The organism is Rhodopirellula sp. J20-39, from assembly GCF_057365095.1.
Genome location: NZ_CP195123.1, coordinates 140,368 through 160,000, shown reverse-complemented (window position 1 = coordinate 160,000; position 19,633 = coordinate 140,368). Strand labels below are relative to the sequence as shown.

17 protein-coding genes are annotated in these 19,633 nt (G+C 53.4%); 5 read left to right on the top strand and 12 right to left on the bottom strand.

Annotated features, from left to right (window positions below; translation table 11 throughout):
• The first annotated feature begins 106 nt into the window (after positions 1-106).
• Complete coding sequence (locus ACR3ZL_RS00520; protein ID WP_473649823.1) at positions 107-880, top strand: leucine-rich repeat domain-containing protein; 774 nt, start codon at positions 107-109, stop codon at positions 878-880.
• Positions 881-1,175: 295 nt separating this feature from the next.
• On the opposite strand, the gene ACR3ZL_RS00515 is transcribed toward ACR3ZL_RS00520, so the two are convergent.
• Positions 1,176-2,984 carry an NADPH-dependent assimilatory sulfite reductase hemoprotein subunit gene (locus tag ACR3ZL_RS00515; protein WP_473649824.1) on the bottom strand — a complete coding sequence of 603 codons (1,809 nt, stop codon included), beginning with the start codon at positions 2,982-2,984 and terminating at the stop codon, positions 1,176-1,178.
• A gap of 159 nt (positions 2,985-3,143) precedes the next feature.
• Here ACR3ZL_RS00515 and folD point away from each other — a divergent pair, with 159 nt between their 5' ends.
• The gene (gene folD / locus ACR3ZL_RS00510; protein WP_473649825.1) at positions 3,144-4,043 is read left to right on the top strand and encodes a bifunctional methylenetetrahydrofolate dehydrogenase/methenyltetrahydrofolate cyclohydrolase FolD; all 900 of its coding nucleotides are present in this window, start codon (positions 3,144-3,146) and stop codon (positions 4,041-4,043) included.
• A gap of 101 nt (positions 4,044-4,144) precedes the next feature.
• Here folD and ACR3ZL_RS00505 read toward each other — a convergent pair whose 3' ends face one another.
• From ACR3ZL_RS00505 to ACR3ZL_RS00490, 4 genes are all read right to left on the bottom strand, one after another.
• On the bottom strand, positions 4,145-5,818 hold the full coding sequence (locus ACR3ZL_RS00505) for a DUF6798 domain-containing protein (RefSeq protein ID WP_473649826.1): 1,674 nt from the start codon (positions 5,816-5,818) through the stop codon (positions 4,145-4,147).
• Positions 5,815-6,852 carry a 4-hydroxythreonine-4-phosphate dehydrogenase PdxA gene (gene pdxA / locus ACR3ZL_RS00500; RefSeq protein WP_473649827.1) on the bottom strand — a complete coding sequence of 346 codons (1,038 nt, stop codon included), beginning with the start codon at positions 6,850-6,852 and terminating at the stop codon, positions 5,815-5,817. Before pdxA ends, ACR3ZL_RS00505 begins: the two co-directional genes overlap by 4 nt.
• Before the next feature lie 27 nt (positions 6,853-6,879).
• Positions 6,880-8,190, bottom strand: coding sequence for a DUF4832 domain-containing protein (locus tag ACR3ZL_RS00495; protein ID WP_473649828.1), 1,311 nt, complete (start codon positions 8,188-8,190; stop codon positions 6,880-6,882).
• A gap of 104 nt (positions 8,191-8,294) precedes the next feature.
• Complete coding sequence (locus ACR3ZL_RS00490) at positions 8,295-10,598, bottom strand: hypothetical protein (RefSeq protein WP_486173133.1); 2,304 nt, start codon at positions 10,596-10,598, stop codon at positions 8,295-8,297.
• Positions 10,599-10,701: 103 nt separating this feature from the next.
• Here ACR3ZL_RS00490 and ACR3ZL_RS00485 point away from each other — a divergent pair, with 103 nt between their 5' ends.
• Complete coding sequence (locus ACR3ZL_RS00485) at positions 10,702-11,562, top strand: hypothetical protein (RefSeq protein ID WP_473649831.1); 861 nt, start codon at positions 10,702-10,704, stop codon at positions 11,560-11,562.
• Positions 11,563-11,597: 35 nt separating this feature from the next.
• Here the strand turns inward: ACR3ZL_RS00485 and ACR3ZL_RS00480 are convergent, their stop codons facing one another.
• Positions 11,598-11,879, bottom strand: a complete 282-nt coding sequence (locus ACR3ZL_RS00480) for a putative signal transducing protein (RefSeq protein ID WP_473649832.1) — start codon at positions 11,877-11,879, stop codon at positions 11,598-11,600.
• 115 nt (positions 11,880-11,994) lie between these two features.
• Between ACR3ZL_RS00480 and ACR3ZL_RS00475 the strand changes: the two genes are divergently transcribed.
• Positions 11,995-12,960, top strand: coding sequence for a serine/threonine protein kinase (locus ACR3ZL_RS00475; protein ID WP_473649833.1), 966 nt, complete (start codon positions 11,995-11,997; stop codon positions 12,958-12,960).
• A gap of 12 nt (positions 12,961-12,972) precedes the next feature.
• Positions 12,973-13,671 carry a toprim domain-containing protein gene (locus ACR3ZL_RS00470; RefSeq protein ID WP_473649834.1) on the top strand — a complete coding sequence of 233 codons (699 nt, stop codon included), beginning with the start codon at positions 12,973-12,975 and terminating at the stop codon, positions 13,669-13,671.
• A 143-nt stretch (positions 13,672-13,814) separates the two neighbouring features.
• On the opposite strand, the gene ACR3ZL_RS00465 is transcribed toward ACR3ZL_RS00470, so the two are convergent.
• The 6 genes from ACR3ZL_RS00465 to ACR3ZL_RS00440 form a co-directional block, all read right to left on the bottom strand.
• Complete coding sequence (locus ACR3ZL_RS00465) at positions 13,815-14,441, bottom strand: TadE/TadG family type IV pilus assembly protein (RefSeq protein WP_473649835.1); 627 nt, start codon at positions 14,439-14,441, stop codon at positions 13,815-13,817.
• Entirely contained in the window at positions 14,441-15,583 is a 1,143-nt protein-coding gene (locus tag ACR3ZL_RS00460; protein WP_473649836.1) for a vWA domain-containing protein, read from the bottom strand. The genes ACR3ZL_RS00465 and ACR3ZL_RS00460 overlap by 1 nt, the downstream gene beginning before the upstream one ends.
• Positions 15,584-15,618: 35 nt before the next feature.
• Positions 15,619-16,071: a TadE/TadG family type IV pilus assembly protein gene (locus tag ACR3ZL_RS00455; RefSeq protein WP_473649837.1), complete on the bottom strand. Its 453-nt coding sequence runs from the start codon at positions 16,069-16,071 to the stop codon at positions 15,619-15,621.
• 385 nt (positions 16,072-16,456) lie between these two features.
• On the bottom strand, positions 16,457-17,641 hold the full coding sequence (locus ACR3ZL_RS00450; RefSeq protein ID WP_473649838.1) for a TlpA disulfide reductase family protein: 1,185 nt from the start codon (positions 17,639-17,641) through the stop codon (positions 16,457-16,459).
• Positions 17,642-17,780: 139 nt separating this feature from the next.
• Positions 17,781-18,941 carry a 16S rRNA (adenine(1518)-N(6)/adenine(1519)-N(6))-dimethyltransferase RsmA gene (gene rsmA / locus ACR3ZL_RS00445; RefSeq protein WP_473649839.1) on the bottom strand — a complete coding sequence of 387 codons (1,161 nt, stop codon included), beginning with the start codon at positions 18,939-18,941 and terminating at the stop codon, positions 17,781-17,783.
• Entirely contained in the window at positions 18,938-19,564 is a 627-nt protein-coding gene (locus ACR3ZL_RS00440) for a riboflavin synthase (protein WP_473649840.1), read from the bottom strand. The genes rsmA and ACR3ZL_RS00440 overlap by 4 nt, the downstream gene beginning before the upstream one ends.
• Between the last annotated feature and the right edge of the window lie 69 nt (positions 19,565-19,633).

The following is a 19,633-nucleotide window of genomic DNA, read 5'->3' as shown; positions in this document are numbered from 1 at the left end:
GTAGAACGCATCCTATTGTTGTGTAGATTAGGGAGTCACGAGCGTCCTCAGTTTGATGCACGCCTCGATTTTTCGCTTTGTTTTACTAGATAGTGGTGGGTTTGTTATGGCTAAGATTCCGGCAAAGTTTGTGCCTGGAAAGTTCTCAATTGCTTCCTGGCCGGCGTGGATCCAGATGATTGTGGCTTGCTTCGCAGGCGCCTTGTTTGGGGGGTGGGCCGCTTCATCAACGGCAATCACCAAACAGGAAGAGATGTTGAATCGACAATTGGTGGTCGATTCGATGGATCACTTCATTCATTTGGGTGGCGAAATTATTCGTCAGCCTGGTGGGGTTTCGCAAGATGGAGTTCCTGTCGTGCGGCGACTTGGGTTTTATGCGATTGACGACCGAGAGGATCTTCAAAAGGCAATTTTTTGCGGGGGCACATTTTCCCATGTCAAAGAAGTTGATTTCGCACCCATCGGAGTGAACTCGGTTGGCCGGGGACTGATGGATGGAACCGTTCTTCGGGTTGTGGCACGAAACTTTCCCGAGCTGGAGTACCTTGATGTCTCGCATTGCCGCGTAGAAAATCTGGCGGCGATTCAGAATATGCCCAATCTGCGGACCCTGAAGATCGCTAATAATCCGCTGGAATATGCCGAGCTTCAGTCGTTTAAGCAGCTAAAGAATGTTTCCGAGTTGTGGTTAGGATGGCCGGATGACAAGCTCGATAAGGACAGTCTTTACCGTAATTCGGAGGTGATGAAAGTAATGCTAAAAGCACTTTCAGAAATGCCGAACCTGAAGAAGCTGCATCTTTACAACGTGCGGGTCCGCGAATCCGAACGGAAGATGCTTGAGGGCATCGAGATCGTTAATGTTCGGATGAGCTGAATAGCTCTCGCTTCATAAGCGGTCATCGCATCTCCATGTGGCTCCGCATATTGGATAGTCGCACGGTCATGAGTCGGTGCACCGTGACTTGAAAACGCAATATGTTGTGGAACGCGTGTCCATCCATTGTGTCGCTTGCGTTACGTCAAATGACCAACTGGCTGGTCGTTCGTTAGTTCACGGTTGGTGATGGGTTGATACTGTAGAGTTTCCATCTGCGCAAAGAAAAACTCGGGCGTTGAAGCCCGAGTTTGATTGTGACGCCGACAGGTGAAGATTCGCCTGAAACTGCTATCTAAGGACGTGGTGCAGATGCGGCGAGTTCGACCAGTTTTTCTTCGCCCACGCGAGTACAGAAAGCACCCAGGCTTTCAGAGTCTTCACGGTGAGCTTTGAAAGCGGCGAAAATTCCGATCATTTCATCTACAACAACCTCGTCTTTGACTTGGTCTTTGTAGATGTATGCCATTCGGTTCCCGAGCCATCCGCCACCTACGAACATGGTGTATTTGCCCACTGCTCGACCGACCAAAGCTAGGTCGGCGTTGTAAGGTCGGGCACATCCGTTGGGGCACCCGGTCATTCGGATGGTGAACCGTTCATTGGATAGACCCAACTTGGCGAGTGGTTCTTCAATTGCATCGATGATGCTCGGCAAACGTCGTTCGCTTTCGGTAATCGCCAGTCCGCATGTGGGGAGTGCCACGCAGGTCATCGACCATCGCCGTGCCGTGCTGGTTTGCTCAGTTGTGGGAATGCCGTGTTCTTTGATGATCGCGATCAGTTGATCTTTTTCGCTCTCCTCAATGTCACAGAAAATGATGCTTTGGTGCCCCGTGAATCGCATTTCCCGGCCAAAAACATCGCAAATCTTGCGGAACGCAGCCTTGAACTGAGTTTTTTCGGTATCCATCAACCGGCCGTTCTCGACATTCAGTCCATACGACCATTTTCCGTCGCCTTGTTCTTGCCAGCCCATGTGATCATCGAACCCATGGACGTCGTCTTCGGTGCAATCGGCGAGTTTTTCACCGAAGACCTTTTCGACTTCTGCGCGGAATTTTTCGATTCCCCAATCGGCAATCAGGTACTTCAGCCGAGCGACTTTTCGGTCACTGCGATTTCCATTGTCCCGTTGGACGATCACAACCGCTTTCGCAACATCGATTGCTTGTTCCGGAGTGACGAATGCCATTCGCACGGCGAGTGCTGGGAAAGTTTTCTTGGCACTTGGGGTACGGCCCATGCCGCCGCCAACGATCACGTTGTAACCGATGATCTTTTCGTCTCGAACAACGGCGATGAAACCCAAATCTTGGGTGTAGATATCGATACAGTTGTCTTCAGGCAGGGCAATGCCGCACTTGAATTTCCGAGGCAAGTAGGTTGGCCCGTACAACGGTTCTTCGATTGGCGATTTGCTGGCCGATTCGGGTTCACCACCACCGACCAAAGATTTCTCTCCCGTTTCGGGGTCGGTTAGCCACAATTCGTGGTAAGCCGTGGTTTGAGGAGCCAAGGCAACAACCAAATCGTCGGTGAATTGCTGCATTTGTGCATGGACGGGACCCACTCGCTTGGCGGGGCAGCACATCACGTTTCGGTTAACGTCACCGCAAGCAGCCAGGGTAGAAAGGCCAATCTTGTTGATGCGATTGATCGATTCGCGGAGATTCTCTTTCAGAATACCGTGCAATTGAAGCGTTTGACGCGTGGTGATCTTGAGGGTGGAGTTCCCCAATTCGTCGCAGATATCTAAATGAGCAACCAATTGCTCAGGCGTGATTCGGCCGCCGGGAATTCGGCAGCGAAGCATCATCGAGTAAGCTTTTCCGCCGCCGGTCTTTTTCAATTCGGCTCGTCGGTCACGATCGTCTTGCTGGTAGGTTCCATGAAACTTCAACAACTGTAGATTGTCGTTATTGAAGTGATCGACGGGATCCACCAGCTCGTCATCGATCGTGCCCATCAAGAAGTCGCTGGCTTGCTTGATTTTTTCGACAGCGCTGAGCTTGATTTCTTTCGGCTTGTTTTCGCCGGCAGGGTTCTTAGCTTCGCCGGCACCAAGGTTGGCGTTGGTCGAATCGGGAGCGTCGGTAGACATCGAGTGAAAAATCCTGTGTATTTGCGTGCGGTTGAACCCTGGCAGCTATGCCTCGGGCGACCGCGTATTGACAGATCGTTGGTTAGTTATACCGATTAAGCGGTATTTTCACTATGTCGAAGCGATCGACCCAGTTTCTTTTCTCACCAAGGACACCCTATGACCGCCAGACGATTGGATGGTAAAGCGATTGCTTTGCAGATTCGTGCGGAAATCACTGAACAAGTCGGTCAATTTGTGGCGGCCGGAAATGCACCTCCAAAATTAGCTGCGGTGCTGGTGGGGGATGATCCGGCCAGTCAGGTTTATGTTCGCAACAAGGAACGGGCCTGCGAAAAGGCGGGGATCGAAAGCTTGCTCGACCGAATGCCAGTGGACACGACCCAGGAAAAGCTCCTTGGTAGAATCGCGGAGCTGAACGCAGATCCGTCCGTGAGTGGCATCCTGGTTCAATTACCGCTGCCGACCAAAGACCAGGGCGGTGCGGGATTGGATGAGCGAGCCGTTTTGGACGCCGTCGATCCGGCGAAGGATGTGGATGCGTTTTCGCCGGTCAATGTCGGTTTGTTGATGCAGGGGCGAGCTCGATTTTTACCCTGTACCCCGCATGGCATCATTCAGCTACTGCATCGATGCGATATCGAGACCAGCGGGAAACATGTCGTGGTCGTTGGACGCAGTGATATCGTCGGCAAGCCGATGGCGATGATGCTGGCACAAAAAGACAGCACTTGTGGACCTCAGACCGCCAACGCGACGGTGACACTGGCTCATAGTCGAACGAAAAATCTTGCCGAAGTGTGTCGATCGGCGGATATTTTGATCGCAGCGGTGGGACGCCCGGAGATGATCCGCGGCGACATGATTCGTGAGGGCGCGGTGGTCATCGATGTTGGAATCAACCGAGTGGAAGATCGTTTGGTCGGCGATGTCGCTTTTGATGAGGCTGAAACGGTAGCTTCCGCAATTACCCCAGTTCCGGGGGGCGTTGGTCCGCTGACCATTGCGATGCTGCTGCACAATACACTGATGGCAGCCAAGTGGCAGACTCAAGGATAAGTTGAAGTCCAGTCTTCGACGTCACACGCGCCGGGCGAAACGACGAATGTTAAATTTGTGGGGAGTGGGTGAGAAACTGAACTCCACAGCTATCTTCGGGGCTATTCTTTCATGGATGGCAATCGGTAGACCGCGTAGGTGTGGTTGTGTTCGTCATCGAGCGGGTAGACCTGAACCAGCGGAAGGTGTGGTCCGACGACTCGGCGGTCCACGACCATCCATTCGACGCCATATCGTTTTCGAAAATGTCTCAGCTTGTCGTAGCGAATGGTGACTCGCATGGTCGACAATTCCGTCGGGAAAATTTCGACGAATCGACGAGCCCATTCGCGTAAGCTTGGCGCATCTTGTGGAATGTCCTTCCAGTTCACGACTTCGGCTCGATGCGCGTACCATTTGAAAGTTTGTTGATGCCGAGGCGTCAACAAGACCGCGTCTTCGCCGGTGTTGGCCCGCACGAATCGGCAAACCTTGATCCAGTCAGATGCCGTTCGCCGCTGTTCGGCATAGTCGGCGTTGGAGTGAAGGCCGAGCAGCCGATTGCTGAGCGAAATTGGGACACCGCCCGAAACGTTTTCCCATGTCGTCAGTCCCACCAAGATCACGGCAAGGGCAGCGATACCACGTGAAATCCAGACTGGATTGAATCGCCTGTTGTGTGACGAGTATTTGCGTCCAGAGTGAAGCCAGCAGGCGACCGCGCAGGCGAGGCCTAGCGGAGTGACCGCGTCGGCAAGCCGAAACCAATAGAAACGCAGAAGTCTCGCACCCCAATCGGGTGAGATCGCGGGCAAAATTCCAACGATTAGTCCGACGGCTGCAATCACGAAGACGCCACAAGCGAAAGCCGCTACCGCACCAACGGGAATCGATTTTCCAGGTTGGCGATTGTTAAGTAACGCAAACAAAAGGGCGGCGGTCGTCAGCGTTAATACTGCGTGGCGGACATACCAATCGAAATGGAACGCCGATGGCAACAGGTGATGCGAGATGCGAAAGTAAGCATAGATCTTGGCAGCCGAAATGGACTCGGCGGAGCTAACGCCTGATGACATCGCCAGCGCCGGAATCAATCCCAACAGCGAGATCGCTCCGCCGGCGAACAACGCAGGCGTGAAAAACTTGGCTTTGGATGAAGACTGGCCAAACGACGTTCTCTCTATAATGACAAACGCAATCGTCCCTGCGACGACGGACCAACCCCCCGTCAAAACATGGAACGCGGAAGCCGTTCCAAAGTAGAGCCATACTCGGTTCCAACGTCGCTGTACCAGTTCCGCGATTCCCATTAGGACCAAACCGTACGCGGGAACTTTCGCTTCGATTCCACCGATCACCCATTCGCCGGCAAGGTTTCCATGGTGAATACCGGCCAGCCAAACAGCGGCAATCACCAGGGTGTAGGCACGCGGGATTTGCAAGCTTTGAGTTAACCGCACCAACCCCCAAGCAATCATGGCCCAGCCTACCAAGCGACCCAACCAAGCGGTCGCCGTCAACGACATGTATTGCGTCGGCCAGCCAAAGACCCAATAGAAAAAAGCGTGTGCTTTTCCCGATCGGACAAATAGGTCTTCGTGGCACCAACTGGGATCCCAGAAGTTCTTGGCTTTGACCAGATAGTGAGCTTCGTTGACACCGGGCGGAGCATCACCGGCGTAGACAAAAAACAGAGAAATCGTTGCCAGCCAGACAATGCCCGGATGATGCCACCACTGATCCGGCACTGGCGATTCGGAGGAGTCGGTAATTTGATGCAAGGGGCGGGCTGTCATGGCTTACTCACCAGTTCGGCTGCCAACTGAATTGCCGCTAAAAGACTGGTGCTCGAAGCAGTGCCTTTCCAGGCCAAGTCCATCGCCGTTCCGTGATCCACACTGGTGCGGACGATCGGAAGTCCGAGCGTCACGTTCACAGCGTCGTCGAATGACAAAGCCTTCAGCGGAATCAGTCCCTGATCGTGATAGAGACAGACGTAAACATCGATTCTCTTTCGCATTGCTGGCGTAAAGGCGGTATCCGGCGGCAATGGACCGATCACTTCCCAGCCATCCGCTTGCGCCGATTCGATGGCGGGGATGACAATCCGTTCCTCTTCGTGATAGCTGAACAAACCATGCTCGCCCGCATGCGGATTCAATCCGCAAACACCGATTCGCGGTGGCCGATCACTGCCGCGCCGGTTGAGCCGCCGTTGCAATGTTTCGCCTGCGAGCCGGATCGTTCTGGAAAGCGATTCGGTATTGAGTAGTTTGGGAACATCGGCCAGCGGTACATGGATGGTTTCCAAGACGCATGCGATCGTGTTGCTGGCGAGCATCATCCGCACATCCGCCGGAGTGGTCTTGCCCAGTTGTTCGCTTGATCGGTGGGCCAAGAGTTCGGTATGGCCGGGAAATGGAATGTTGGCCAGCGACCAGGCTTCCTTTTGGATCGGGCCAGTGACAATCGCATCAACTTGGTTGCGAATCGTTGCGTCAATCGCTTCGCAAACGGTTTGGTAGGAAGCCAATCCGGTTTGCTGAGTGAAACTTCCAGGCGAAATTTGGTCGGCGTCGAGCTTACCGCAATCCACGATCACGCCATTGCCCAGAATCGCCCGATCGTTGAGATCATCGAAGGATCGAACGGGCGGCGACGAAATTCCAAGCTGTTTGGCAACCCGTTGGTAGACGCCTGCGTCCCCCAGAAGAATCGGGATGCACTGGGCTTGTACCTGCGGCTCTTGCCATACGCGGATAGCGAGTTCGGGACCGACGCCGGCCGCATCGCCCATGGTGATCGCCAGTTTCGGTTTGGACGCTGTCATAAGTTGGTGGTCAAGTCAGTCAGAGCTTCACGACGTTTCGGAACGGACGCCCTCGAAGGGGATTGTTTGCGAGGGAAGAATCCAATCGCTTTGAATCGTGATGGAGTTCATCATCCGTCGGGGTACGGATTCGATCGTGAAAACGCGATCTTGTCCAGGCAGCAAGCCCACCAAGGACTCATTCGCTCGCACACCGCCGACGGCGAAATACGCATCACGGTAGATTGGGGCCACGCCATCGTTGGTGGCGGTGATCACAATTTCAGCGGTCTGGCTGTCGGGATGTTTGAGAATTGCCTGAGCACGGATGATTCGAAAGCGGTATCCGATCGCCATTCCCGCCGCTTGGATCCGATCGAGCGACTGATACTTCGGTTGGTCGTTACCGATCATATAAGTGATGTGAAATCGCTTGGCTGCGGTTTCGAATGATTCACCGTGCGGCCCGTCGGGTGACAAAGCAAGCTTTTGGTCTCGATGAGTGTAGTAGCTGAACTCCCCTCCGCCCGGCGTCTGTTTCCATCGATCGATACCCATCGATTTCCAGTTCGCTTCGTTGTACTTCGGATGTTCCTCGCATAGGAACGAATCGTCGAAGACACCAAAGTCGATTTCTAATAGGTCAGGATTCTTTTTCAGCGGCGAGTATTGGGGATCGACCGTATCCACACTGACAGACCAAGGAAGCACATCAAAAGAAGCTTCCATGTGCTTGAAGAATTCAGTCTGGAACTCCTTGTCAGGGAATGTTTTGCTGAGCAATCGAGGACCACTGTAGATGTGGTACTCAGCCCATAACCCAAACCCGGTCTGCAGGTATGCAATTCGTCTATCGCGGTCATACTGTTTTGCGAACCGTCGATAGAATTCCAGTGTGAAGTTTTTAAGGCCTTCGTGACTCCAATCACAAAAGGACGTCGTTTTGCCTTCGCTGAGAGCTACGGTCTCCTGGTAGTTCGGAAGCGATCGAATGGATTGCGGGACCGTTGTCGGTTTACCTGGATAGACAAAGTAAAATCGAAGGACGGCTTGATGGTTTCGAGCGGCAATTTGATCCAAGAGTTGGTCAATGAAGGTGAAGTCATAGGTGCCATCTGGCTGAACGACTTCGTCATAGCCGCAATAGCGAAATTCCAAAGTTACCGCATCAGTTGCGACGTGGGGACTATCGCTCCATAGCACCACACCGCTCATCGGAGCAGTCTTTGTGATGGTTGATTTAACGGGCAACTCCAAAGCGATTTGGCCGTAAGCTTTGTTCGCACGCGAGGTTGCGTTTACAAGCAAAGTTACCAAGCAAACGATTGCCAGAAAGTGGCGAGAATAGAGACGGATCATGGAAATCAATCGGCGAGGTGATAGTCCGCGAATGAATCGTCTTCTGTTGATTCAGCCAAGTTGGACGATGAAAATAGTTAATGACAAAAGCATCTGGTCGATGCTTACTCGCCGACGCCTTCCAAGTGCGCGGACAATTCGAATAGCTTGTTTTGAGCTGATTGGCGTTTCGATGTGGCTTCGTCACGCTGATCTTCAAGCTCGATAAGGCGGGTTTGGTAGCGTTCCCGCAATGCGTTGGGTAACGCGATCCCCTTTTCATTTCGAAGCTGACCGCTGACCCGTTGGATTTCGGTGGTCAAGCGAGTCCGTTCGTCGTTGAGTTCAGTAGACAAGCGAACCAATGCTTGGATCTCCATTTTGTTTCGTTTGAGTTCCTGCAAATGATCGATCACGTCATCATCGAGATCCGATTCGCGTAACCACGCATCAAGCTTGGCAATGGTAACTTCCATATAGTTCTGAACTTCTTTAATTTCAGCTTCCTCATTCACTTCGATGGTGGCTGATTCACCCGCAGCGATCTCTTTCGCCACTCGAATGTTGTTTTGAGTCTCTGAAAACTTGTCCGATCGACCCTTGGAATCTTTCACAGGGACTTTCGTTTCTTCCGCTTTGTCCACCAGCGGAAACTCTGGGAGGATAACCTTCAGTGGAGAAGTCGGCTTGGGATGTTCAATGAAGACCAATCGTTGTTTGATATCTCGATTGTCGATGCGGTAAACGTAGGTTCGTGTCTGTCGTTTTGTTGCCGTGATTCGCCTTGATGCTGGTTCTACATGAATGTGGCTGATGAAGCTTTTTGCCTCTGGCGGGACCGAACTGATTCGAACGCCTTCATCGATGGCGAACGGCACCAGTTGTTGGGAGTTGGGCGCTAGCATGGGCAAGATCGCTTCACCAACGAAGCCGGTGTCTTCGGTGAATACCGAGATAGGGCCCGCGGGAGTCCGGTAGGGGAGTTTGCTTTCAATTTGCATCGCTAGCATCGGGCGGGCGTCGGATTCGCCAGCCTGAAAGACGGTCACCAATTCAATTTCCATTTCCGTCAGAGTGGTATCCAGCAGGACGGCTTGGCCTGATGGGATGCTAACGGATTCGAAGTTGATGAAGATCGCTGCACCTGCTGCACCGGAGTCGGTAGCGTTGGATCGCATGTCCGAAGAAAGTTGAGTGACGTCGAGGTCCGGCATGGCACGACGTTTGGGCTTTTTAGGTTTATGATCGAAATCACCAGGCGCAACGGCACCACCAAAACCGAATCCGAAACCGCCCATTCCACCACCCATCGCGTCGCCGAAAAAGGCACCGCCCATACCTCCTCCTCCACCGCCGCCAAACGGACCGTTGTGCGTCGTATCGCTGGGCAATCCGAATCCACCTGCTAAGGCGGCATGGTGAGGCCAGTGTGTGTCTGATTCTTCGAGGCCCGTCACAACTCCGGCAACAGGTTGTGGACGGCGTAGCCGAGTTCGATCCGCACGCACGATGGAGGCCATGTCTATTTCGAAGACCATCGGATTGCCCGACCCCAAGTTAAGTGTGATGTTTTCCCAATCGTTGGACGTAGTGTTCTCAACCGCTGCACGCAGTCGAATGGCTTTTAAATCCGTGAGGTAAGTTGCTTTCCAGATCGGGACTTCCCTTAACACCCGTAGATGCACTTGGCGTGTTTTTGACTTTCCGAAAACGAATTCAGCTTCCGTGGTTTCGGGGTGGTGAGGATGGGCAATTCGGTCAAGGGTTTCGATTAGCCGCTGGCGAGCTTCGTTGTTCTGTGGGGCGATCTGAATGATGTTTTGCAAAGGAATCATTCGTAATCCTGTATCTGTCAGGATCGTGACCACTTCACGATCGATGGATTGGTCGCCCACAATCTCGGGTCTCATTTCAACAGCGGTCAGTCTGCCGACGAGCGAATGATGATCGGCAAGTGTTCCAGGACGAAGCATCAATGTCACGGGCTGACCACGCCAAGACATTAAGAGGTCACCCATTGTTGATGCGTCGATCCGCGGTGCTCGCGGATGAACGGGATCACGGGCGGCAGGCAGTCGAACGTGTGATTGACGCGCGGGGTCCAAAATCAACGAGGTTCGAATGACATCGCTCTTCTCTTCTTCCCGTATCGGAAGCGAAAAAACACTTTCACCCGAAACCTCGCCGCTGTATGCGAAAGCTCCTTTCCCGGATGAATAAAGCGAAACCTGTTTAAGTTTCAGCTCCGCTTTCTTAGCCCCCGCGTTCGTTTTGGCAGAGGCGGATTCATCGGTTCGACTCAAGGGCGCTTCCGCTAAAGATGCGTTTGCGAGAATCGCTGTTGCCAGCAACCCAATGTAAAGCTGAAGACGGTAAGGGTGGTATTGGAAAGCTCGGGGCATCACGTCAGGGAATGCGGTACGTGTCATGTTGATACCCAGCATGTAGGAGTTGGAACGTTTTTCTGTCCACGGACCAGTATAGAACCTGTATCCTTAGGTGTCCTCTCAATCCCCACCAATGTGAGTTCGTATGATGCGTGCGACTGTTTTGACATTAGTGCTGCCGTCCTGTGTGCGTCTGGCCGTTTTGGCGGGATTCTTCGTAATACCGTCGGTTGTGTCGGCTGAAATCCCGGTCACAGAGGCGTTACCGAAACACTCAAGTCAACCCGGCCAGCCGATTCAAGCTTGGAGTGCCGATCCATTGATGACGGTTGAGCAAGAACAACAAATACTGAGCAAATTGCGAAGCTCGAAGTTAGCATCGAAACCCGCTGGGAATTCTGACATCGCGCTGAATCAATTGGTTGATAAGTGGAGTGATTTTGTGCCGGTGGCGATTGATCGTGTTTCGCTTGAGGAGATCGGTCTGACCGAGGATGTGCCTGTAATGCTGTCTCGCTATGGAGACTTGCCGCTGTTGGCGCAGATGTCGATGGTCCTTCGGGATATCGATCTTACCTTCACGATTCGTGGCGGAATTGTGCTTGTTCAAACAGTTGAAAGGGCGAACTCTGATCTCTGTATTCGTGTCTATGATATTTCGCCGTTGGTGGATGATACCTTTGAACCATTCGACGCACCGCAAGCGTCTCGATCGCTTTCTGATCAGCAACTTCAGTTAGTCAAAACGATCCAAGAAACCGTTTACCCCGATAGTTGGGAAGCATTGGGTGGGACCGGCACGACTGCGCTCCAAACGGTGCACGGAAAACATTTCTTTGTGATCGCTCAACGAACCGAAGTGCATCTTGCCGTCCAGCAATTGCTTGACCGACTCAATGGGGCTGTCATAAGTGAGTTGCAGCAGAAGGTTGTAGGCGAATCACGGGCGGGGAACGGACGTCCTTCCATTCCTCGGTTCTCGGGAGCCAATCGATCGAGCGAATGACGGAAGCATGGTGGCGACAGGATGCCGTTGATAACTCAGTCGGCGTCGTTTTCAGTTTCCGATGAGTCGACTTGTTTAAGTTCAGAGATGATTTGACGTGCTCGTTCGGAATCACGCTCGAACGTTTTCACTTGAACCCAACCGGGGGCTTCGGCTCGAAAACCGGCGGTGAACCCGCCTACAGCCACGGCACGAATTCCGGCGTCGGCGAGTACATTCACCAGGACAGTTGCGGCGATTTCGGTTGAACGTTGTGCGACAACTTCCAAATTCTCGTTGAGTTCGAGATTTTCGTCGTTTGAAGGTGGGGAATTCATGGGCGATCTTGGTGATTGAACTCGTAGGGGGGAATTGAATTGCATTGTAACACTCGCCCGCTTAAGGCGTTTTCTCCACTCGCACGACCGCTAGGAAAGACGATACAATCCAGACATGAGCAGTGAACCCACCATCATTCTTTCGGGGACCGACCCCGACTTGCCGAAATCGGTTCCTCCGGGGCTGAAGCGGTACACCAGTCCGCGTGAGATGGCACGCGGTGGAACAGGCGTGCTACAGTCCGCTTTTGATCCGGTCACCGGTCGAAGTGTGGCGATTAAGAAGTTGCTTCCAGAGATGAAATACGATCGTCGTGAACGACGTCGGTTTCTGCGGGAAGCACGCGTAACAGCCCAGTTGCAGCACCCCAACACAGTTCCCGTCTACGACATTGGCGAAGACGATTTGGAAGGTGTGTACTTCATCATGAAGCGAATCTCAGGAGAGAATCTCTTTGAGATCCTGAAGCGGATTGCTCGGGGAGATGAACAGGCGATTGAGGATTTTCCGATCAGCCGTCGCTTGAGTATTGTGGTCGACGCTTGCCAAGCGTTGGCGTATGCACACGCGCGAGGTGTGATTCACCGCGACGTTAAACCAGAGAACATTTGGGTTGGTAACTTTGGTGAAGTCATCCTTTTGGATTGGGGCGTAGCCAAAGTTTGGGGGCACACGGATGACAACGAACCTATCCGAGAAAGTTCGCTTCCCGTGCGGCCTGAAATTGAATCCACTCAGCTTCAAACGTTGACCGGTGGTGGTCAACGTCCTGGGACACCGCTTTACATGTCGCCGGAGCAGATTGTCGGCAATCGAACCATTGATGAGCGTTCCGACGTGTTCAGTGTTGGCGTTGTGCTGTATGAGGTGATGGCGATTCGTGAACCGTTCCGTGGCAAAACGATTGACGAGACGTTTGAGAACATCCGTCACCGAGAAATACAATTGCCGAGTGAACGGTCGCCTCAATACGACATCCCTAAAGCCGTTGATGATATTGTCGCGAAAGCGCTGCAGAAGCGACCTGAAAAACGTTTTCAATCCATGCGGGATCTAATCGCAGCGATTGAAGATATCTAAGATCGGTACTGTATGAACCAGTATCGAAAAGCACCGGTCCACTATCCGTGCGATATGAGCGGGAGTGGGCTGAAGGAATGCTTCTTTGTCGAAGGCGATAGTGCCGCGAAGTCCGTCAGCCAGGTTCGCGATACGTCGTGTCAGGCTGTGCTGGCGTTGCAAGGCAAGCCGATGAACGTCAATCGTGCAAGTAAGAAAACGGTGGCCGCTAATCTGGTGATGACCCGTGTGGCGGAGGCTCTCATGGATCCAGCTTCGATCGGCGATCATTCGGAATCGTCGTGGCCCGATGTAATCCGAGATTCGAAGCGGTGTGTTTATGACCGCATCGTCTTGTTGATGGATCCCGACGCCGATGGGATTCATTGCGGCGTGTTGATGATGGGGTTTTTTAAGAAATTCGCACCTGGGCTGGTCACTTCGGGGCGAGTGTTTTTGGTCTGCCCACCGATGTTCGTATATCGGTTCTCAAAGTCCGAGCCGAACGAACAGAACTGCGTCGTGGCATCCAGTCCCGAGCATGCGGAAGCCGTTGAATCCGTGCTGAAGAAGCGGGGCATGACGTCGTACTGGAAGACCAAGCACCGAGGTTTGGCTAGTTTGGACGCTCCGATCTTAAGTCGCTTTTGCGTCGATCCTAAAACACGCCAAGCGAATGCATTGACCCCAGCGGAGATTGACGCTGCGGTCAGCATGTTTGGCGGTTCTTGATAACCTCGAACGTTTTCCACCGAGTTTATCCGGTGGCTTTGCGGCATCTAGTCAACCAAGCATCCCGTCAACCAGGCGTTCGGTTGATTAGGCTTCCGGTCAACGAGACACCTCGCTAATGAGGCGCCCAGTTAACTTCACCACTAGATCATTGGTGGCGGAGGAGGCGACGGTTCGGGTTCCGGTTCCGGCTCAGGCTGTGGAGTTGGCTCGGGTTCAGGTTCCGGCTCAGGGGAGGGCGTTGGCTCCGGTTCAGGCTCGGGTTCTGGCGTCGGTTCCGGCTCCGGCGTGGGTTCTGGTTCAGGTTGCGGTGGTGGCGGCGGAGTAGGAATGGTTTGGCTCATCACTAGGGCCGAACGCTCGGTTAGCAGGGTGCTTTGCCCTACCAAGGATCCCAGGAAATGTTTGGGGGTGATCCAGCTATTGCCCGAAACGGGAATCGAAACGGAAACCTCAACTTGTGTTGTCGCTTCAGTGATGGTGGATGGCGTCACGGTTACAGTCGCATTCTTCACACCAATCTTGTCGAGGTGTGCGCCAACACGTTCTTCGACGTCAGCGGTCGTAGCACCCGAAATGATACCCACCCGAGCACCGATGTATGCGGCGTAATCGGCGGAGTGTCTTAACATGCCAACTCGTGACATTTCGATTCCGCCAATCAAGACGACGAACAAAACCGATGAGACGACGGCCATTTCGACGGCCGCTGCGCCCTGCCGCGGACGACACAACAATTTCGATAGGATGGGGTTTGATCGAGTACGCATTAGAGTGTCATCAAAGATGGAAGGCGTTTAGCAATGTCTTGAAATGCTTGTGTCAACTGTGCTGCGTCAACGGCATGGAAGTGGGCACCGCCACAACTTTCAGCAAGATTCCGCATCCGGTTTTGGTCGGCTTCATTACTGAAGGTGATCGCGAACAAGGTAGCGCCGCTGTTTTGCAGCTTGTCCACTGCCGATTCGGGCGACGAGCCATAGTTGTGGATTCCGTCGCTCAACAGGATCATGACTTTGACTGCGTAGGGGCGAGCAACTGAATTATCGTTCAACGCACCCAGTCCCTCTTTCATGCCTTGGCCGATTGCGGTGCCGCCACCATCAAAGTAAGTCGAGATGGTGTTCAAGCCGTCAATGACGTTGGAGTAGTCGTAGGTCAGCTTCTGTTCGGTTGAGGTCACGTGCGAATAGGTTGACAGTGAAAGCTGTTCGATTTGAGGAGAATCGTTGAGGTACTGGTTAAAGCTTTGAACCGAAGCAACTAAGTCGAGCCAACGTGAGTTGGGCGGGACGGGGTCGCCATAATCCCATCCAGGCGGTGCAGCCGCCGGGCTAGCGTACGGATCGGCGATCTCATCGGACGAAAACGCCATGGATCCGCTACGGTCAATCACCAAGGCGACATCCATCGTGCTGCGTGTGCTAATGGCACAGGCGTTTGGGCGGATCTCGATATTGATTCCCATCGTGGGAAAAATGGGTTGAATCAGGTTGGCTGCCGATTCGTTGAGCGAACGGGTAGTTAGCCGTACCGCGTTGCCTGGTTCTCCGTCGGCGACTTGTTTGAACTTGTATCCTTCGTTGATTGATTTGCGTTGGCTAATTCCAAAATCAAGATCGGATGCCGTGATTGGGATGGTTACTCCCGACACCGGGTTGCGACTTGCAGCGTCTTTCGCGGCGGCCAAGGCGGCTGCTTCATCACCGGTTTCCATATAGGCTCGACCGGCAGCCTGGACTGCGACGTCGGTTGCGATCTGAACGTCAGCGTTAACCGCTTCGATGTACGCAATATTGATTGCGTAAGACGAAAGGATAAGCAGCACAGGCAATAGAACCACCAACAAAACGGTCACTGATCCGGTGCGTTGTTGAGGGTGTATTTGTTGAGTCGATAGCGGGGCACGCATGGTGGGTTCTCTGTGGGGCGTCTGAACGATCAGGCTTAAGGTTTTTGGATTGAAACCGATTCGTTGAGTGCGAAAGTGGATAGCATCCAGGCGCCAGTCATGGAGTTCTGGGTGAATGGAGCTTGGATCGATACGGTGCACCAATCGCCTGAATCCAAAGAGGTTGGGTCGCTAGGATTGGCATCGATCGTGTATCCCTTGATGGATTGATCATTGGCAAGTAGCTCGCACTGATAGTCGACGTTTTCGCGTTTCGCTTCCGGCAAAACTGAAACACGAGCACCTTCGTAGGCGATCATCTTGAGTTTTTGGCGAAGACGGATCATGGTGCACATTTCCATGGTGCCCATCCCGAAGAGGAGCAGCACGGGCAGCCCAATCGCCAGTTCAGTGGCGGCGATGCCCCACTTGAGACGACGAACCTGACGCTGCCGGCGACTCGTGGAAATCTCCACACGTCGATTGCGACGCGATAAAGAAATGGACATGGTGTTCACACTGGGAAATGGAAATCGAGAGAGGGTCTACGCTGGAACCGTAGGTCATATGAACACCAATCGATTGCCTTTTTTGGCCAAAACTAACCCGCTGCGCAACCGGGGATCTTAGGGTTTGTTGATTGTGACGGTGTTAGCGATTTCTGCGCCCGTGCCGGCATCGCGTTTCAGCGTCTTGATGAGAGGCCGCCAAAAATGCGGCATTAGGCTCGTGCCAGAGCGATTTGAGACGTCAGCGGACTGGATCCGCCACGGCGCGGCCCCGATTTCAACAGGGCGCGACTTCGATTTATGAAGGCCAGATTCGGATACGGCACGTTCGATGTGTGTGTGTACCCGAATCGCCTTTGAGAAAGCCAGTTTGTCCAGCTTCCTCTTACTTAGCTTCTTCGCTGTCTTTCGATTCGTCTTGCTTCGCAGCCATTTCTTGGAACTGTTCCAACAACTGGGTCATGCGTTCTTTTTGACGACCGGTGGAAGCTTCAATCGCTTTCTTTTGAGCCGCAATGGCTTCATCAAACTTAGTCATCGAAGCGTTGATCTGTGCGATCAAAACGTACATCAGCGGTTTCACTTCGTCATCGGCGGAGTCCACCGATTCGTTCAACGCGGCGATGGTTTCGTCAGCGAGTGCTCCTGGGTCGGTGCCTTGTTGCATCGATGCCATCAAGTTGTAACTGAACTGGGTTAGTTCACGATTATCACTCTTGGCCTCTTTGAGTTGCTCGCGGAAGAATGACATCACCTCTTCAGATTGGTCACCTGAGTCCAAGCGAAGATTGTATTGAAACGAAGTGAGTTGCTTGCGAATCAAAGTGCTACGAGGATCGTCTTCGCCTTCGAGTTCTTCGAGCAGTTTGTCCACTACTTTGAGTGCATCTTCGAACTTACCGCTGCCGGCAAGTTGGTTAACTTTTCGCATCGCGATTTGAAACTGCTCTTGGCGTTTCATTTGCTCTTTGTAAGCTTCGCGATCCCAGCGATCCGCTAGGACTTCGGCGAGTGGTTCGTCGAGTTCCATCGGGTGACCGATCCATTCGATCAAACCGGTTTTGCCAACCAAGAACGAAGATGGGATTCCGTTTTGCTCAGCGGCTCGCATGTAGTCTTCGGACACGGATCCGTCGGGGTCAACTGTTAGCGTGTAAGCGCTGGTGAGTTCGGCGAAAGTTTCTTCGCGACCGGGGTACTCTTGTTCGAGAAGTTCTTCGACCTTCTCGAGGTCTTCGTCGGAGATGCTGATGACGCGAACGCCTTCACCACGATACTTGTTTTGCAGTTCGACTAGATGGGGCATGCTTTGGATGCACGGACCGCACCAAGTGGCCCAGAATTCGACGACGTAGATCTTGCCCTTTTCGAACTCGGTGACCTCGCCGAAACCCTCTTTGCCTTCTTGGATGTAGTGTTCGATATCGAGGGCGGGTGCTTTGTCGCCAATACCGAGGGTGGCTTCACCGCGAGCCCGTTGGCCGCTCATCGAAACAGTGGCGGCAATCACCAGGGCTGCGAAAGCAACACCGCGGCGCAAACCAGCGATACGGGAGAAACAACGGTTCATCTGCAAAACCTGAACGAGAGAGGGGATTTAGGGTTCGTTAGTAGGCTAACGATCGCCCGGGGGGGAGTCGAGATCAGTACGCGACGCCGGGGTAGGGCGTTCGTCGTTAAAATGGACAAAAGACGAAATGGACCGCCTGTTAGGTGGCGGTGGAGTCAGCTTGCTCCGCTTCGGCTTGCCGCAATGCCTCGGCCAAATCCATGATTTGCTGCAAATCGAGTTCCTCAGCTCGGGCGGTCGCGCCGTGATTGAGTTTTTGCAGAATGGCGTCCACCTGCGTTTTCTCCAGTCGCCCCTTCATGGCGCTGATGACGACGCTTCGTAAGAACTTGCGACGGTGGAAGAACAACGCGCGAACGGTGTTATGGAAGTACTTAAGATCGGGAATTGCAGCCCGCCGTTCAGGCTCGAGATCCAACCGAATCACGGCTGATTCGACCTTGGGCCGAGGCCAGAAGACGGTGGGAGGCAAGACTCGAACAATTTCCGCCTTGCACATCGATTGGACCCACACGCTTAGTGCGCCGTAATCCTTTGATCCTGGCTTGGCGATGATTCGCTCGCCGAGTTCTTTTTGAATTGTGACCACGATGCGGTCCGGGGTCGGTGATTCATGCAGCAGGTTGCTGATGATCGGGGTCGCGACATTGTAAGGCAAGTTGGCGACCAGCATGAATCGTCCACCTTCGGGCAGTCGCGCCTTTGCATCACGGATGTTTTCCATGATTTCTTCACGCAATGCATTTTTATTCCGCAGAGCGTCACCGTGGATCATCTTCACATGCGGGAAGACTTCCAGTTCTTCGGCGGCGAGTTGAAACAGGTTTTTGTCAATTTCCACCGTCAGGATGGCGCCGGCTTGTTCTGCCATCAGTGCCGTCAAAGAACCCACGCCGGTACCAATTTCTAGGACCACGTCGTTAGATTGAATTTCAGCCGATCGGGCGATCAATTCCACTAAGTTCAAGTCGATCAAAAAGTTTTGACCGTACTTGGAAACCGGGCGAAGTCCCGCTGCGGTTAACCGTTTTGAAAGGAATGTGGCCGTTTGACGCGATGCACGCCGAGCCCGCTGTCGATCGTCGGGTTGTGGTTGGGCAGATTCGTCACCGGGTTCTGGCGGTGGTTCTGAAATCGTGATCCGCTCTTTTTTGCGAAGGATCAGCGGCGCATCGGGGGTGCTTTCCTCGTAGTCTTCTGTATCGGGCAAGCTTGCCGGCGACGCGTCAACCGGCCGCCGGTGCTTGGCACGGTCGCGGTCGAATTTAACTAGATCGGGGTCGGATTCGTTTTCACTCATGAGTTTGTTTCGCAGTCGCGAAGTTGTAATGAACGCTGCACGTACTTTGCCAGCAAATCGGTTTCGAGATTGACTCGGTCGCCAGGGGCGCGATTGCCGAGGGTCGTGACGTCGAGGGTGTGTGGGATTAGGGCGACGGTGAAGAAATCGTTGCCGACATCGACCACCGTCAAACTGATGCCGTCGATGGCGATGCTTCCTTTGGAGACGACTTGATCGGCAAGCTCAGTGGGAAGCGAGAATTTGAGATTGGCCCAAGGCGGATCATCAATCCGCTCGACCAATTGCCCAACGCCATCGATGTGTCCGGTAACGTAATGCCCCCCCATTCGGTCACCGACGGCCAGAGATCGCTCTAGATTGACCTTGGATTGGCCTGGTTGAAGTTCGCCAAGATTGGTTCGGTTGAGAGTTTCTTCCCCCGCTTGGAAGGCCAAACGATCGCCGTCGATGTCGACAACGGTCAAGCAGCAACCGTTGATTGCGATGCTATCGCCCAGCTTTACGTCGCGATCAGGGTCGGTATCGCGGAATAAGGTCGCTTCGACGACCATGCGGATCCCAGGCGGTTGGTCAATGATCTCGAGGACGGTTCCGAGGGTTTCGACCAATCCGGTGAACATAAAGATTTGAAGAATAGTGAGGTGGGGAAAGCTGCTGCGGACGCAACATTGCCGGGTGTTCAATATCCT

Excerpts from the sequence above, each read along its gene's own strand:
- ACR3ZL_RS00455 (WP_473649837.1), bottom strand. The coding sequence starts at position 16,071 with ATGTCCATTTCTTTATCGCGTCGCAATCGACGTGTGGAGATTTCCACG.
- ACR3ZL_RS00495 (WP_473649828.1), bottom strand. The coding sequence starts at position 8,190 with ATGATCCGTCTCTATTCTCGCCACTTTCTGGCAATCGTTTGCTTGGTA.
- rsmA (WP_473649839.1), bottom strand. The coding sequence starts at position 18,941 with ATGAGTGAAAACGAATCCGACCCCGATCTAGTTAAATTCGACCGCGAC.
- ACR3ZL_RS00475 (WP_473649833.1), top strand. The coding sequence starts at position 11,995 with ATGAGCAGTGAACCCACCATCATTCTTTCGGGGACCGACCCCGACTTG.
- ACR3ZL_RS00485 (WP_473649831.1), top strand. The coding sequence starts at position 10,702 with ATGATGCGTGCGACTGTTTTGACATTAGTGCTGCCGTCCTGTGTGCGT.
- ACR3ZL_RS00490 (WP_486173133.1), bottom strand. The coding sequence starts at position 10,598 with ATGACACGTACCGCATTCCCTGACGTGATGCCCCGAGCTTTCCAATAC.
- ACR3ZL_RS00480 (WP_473649832.1), bottom strand. The coding sequence starts at position 11,879 with ATGAATTCCCCACCTTCAAACGACGAAAATCTCGAACTCAACGAGAAT.
- ACR3ZL_RS00465 (WP_473649835.1), bottom strand. The coding sequence starts at position 14,441 with ATGCGTACTCGATCAAACCCCATCCTATCGAAATTGTTGTGTCGTCCG.
- ACR3ZL_RS00520 (WP_473649823.1), top strand. The coding sequence starts at position 107 with ATGGCTAAGATTCCGGCAAAGTTTGTGCCTGGAAAGTTCTCAATTGCT.
- ACR3ZL_RS00450 (WP_473649838.1), bottom strand. The coding sequence starts at position 17,641 with ATGAACCGTTGTTTCTCCCGTATCGCTGGTTTGCGCCGCGGTGTTGCT.
- pdxA (WP_473649827.1), bottom strand. The coding sequence starts at position 6,852 with ATGACAGCGTCCAAACCGAAACTGGCGATCACCATGGGCGATGCGGCC.
- ACR3ZL_RS00470 (WP_473649834.1), top strand. The coding sequence starts at position 12,973 with ATGAACCAGTATCGAAAAGCACCGGTCCACTATCCGTGCGATATGAGC.
- ACR3ZL_RS00460 (WP_473649836.1), bottom strand. The coding sequence starts at position 15,583 with ATGCGTGCCCCGCTATCGACTCAACAAATACACCCTCAACAACGCACC.
- ACR3ZL_RS00440 (WP_473649840.1), bottom strand. The coding sequence starts at position 19,564 with ATGTTCACCGGATTGGTCGAAACCCTCGGAACCGTCCTCGAGATCATT.
- folD (WP_473649825.1), top strand. The coding sequence starts at position 3,144 with ATGACCGCCAGACGATTGGATGGTAAAGCGATTGCTTTGCAGATTCGT.
- ACR3ZL_RS00505 (WP_473649826.1), bottom strand. The coding sequence starts at position 5,818 with ATGACAGCCCGCCCCTTGCATCAAATTACCGACTCCTCCGAATCGCCA.
- ACR3ZL_RS00515 (WP_473649824.1), bottom strand. The coding sequence starts at position 2,984 with ATGTCTACCGACGCTCCCGATTCGACCAACGCCAACCTTGGTGCCGGC.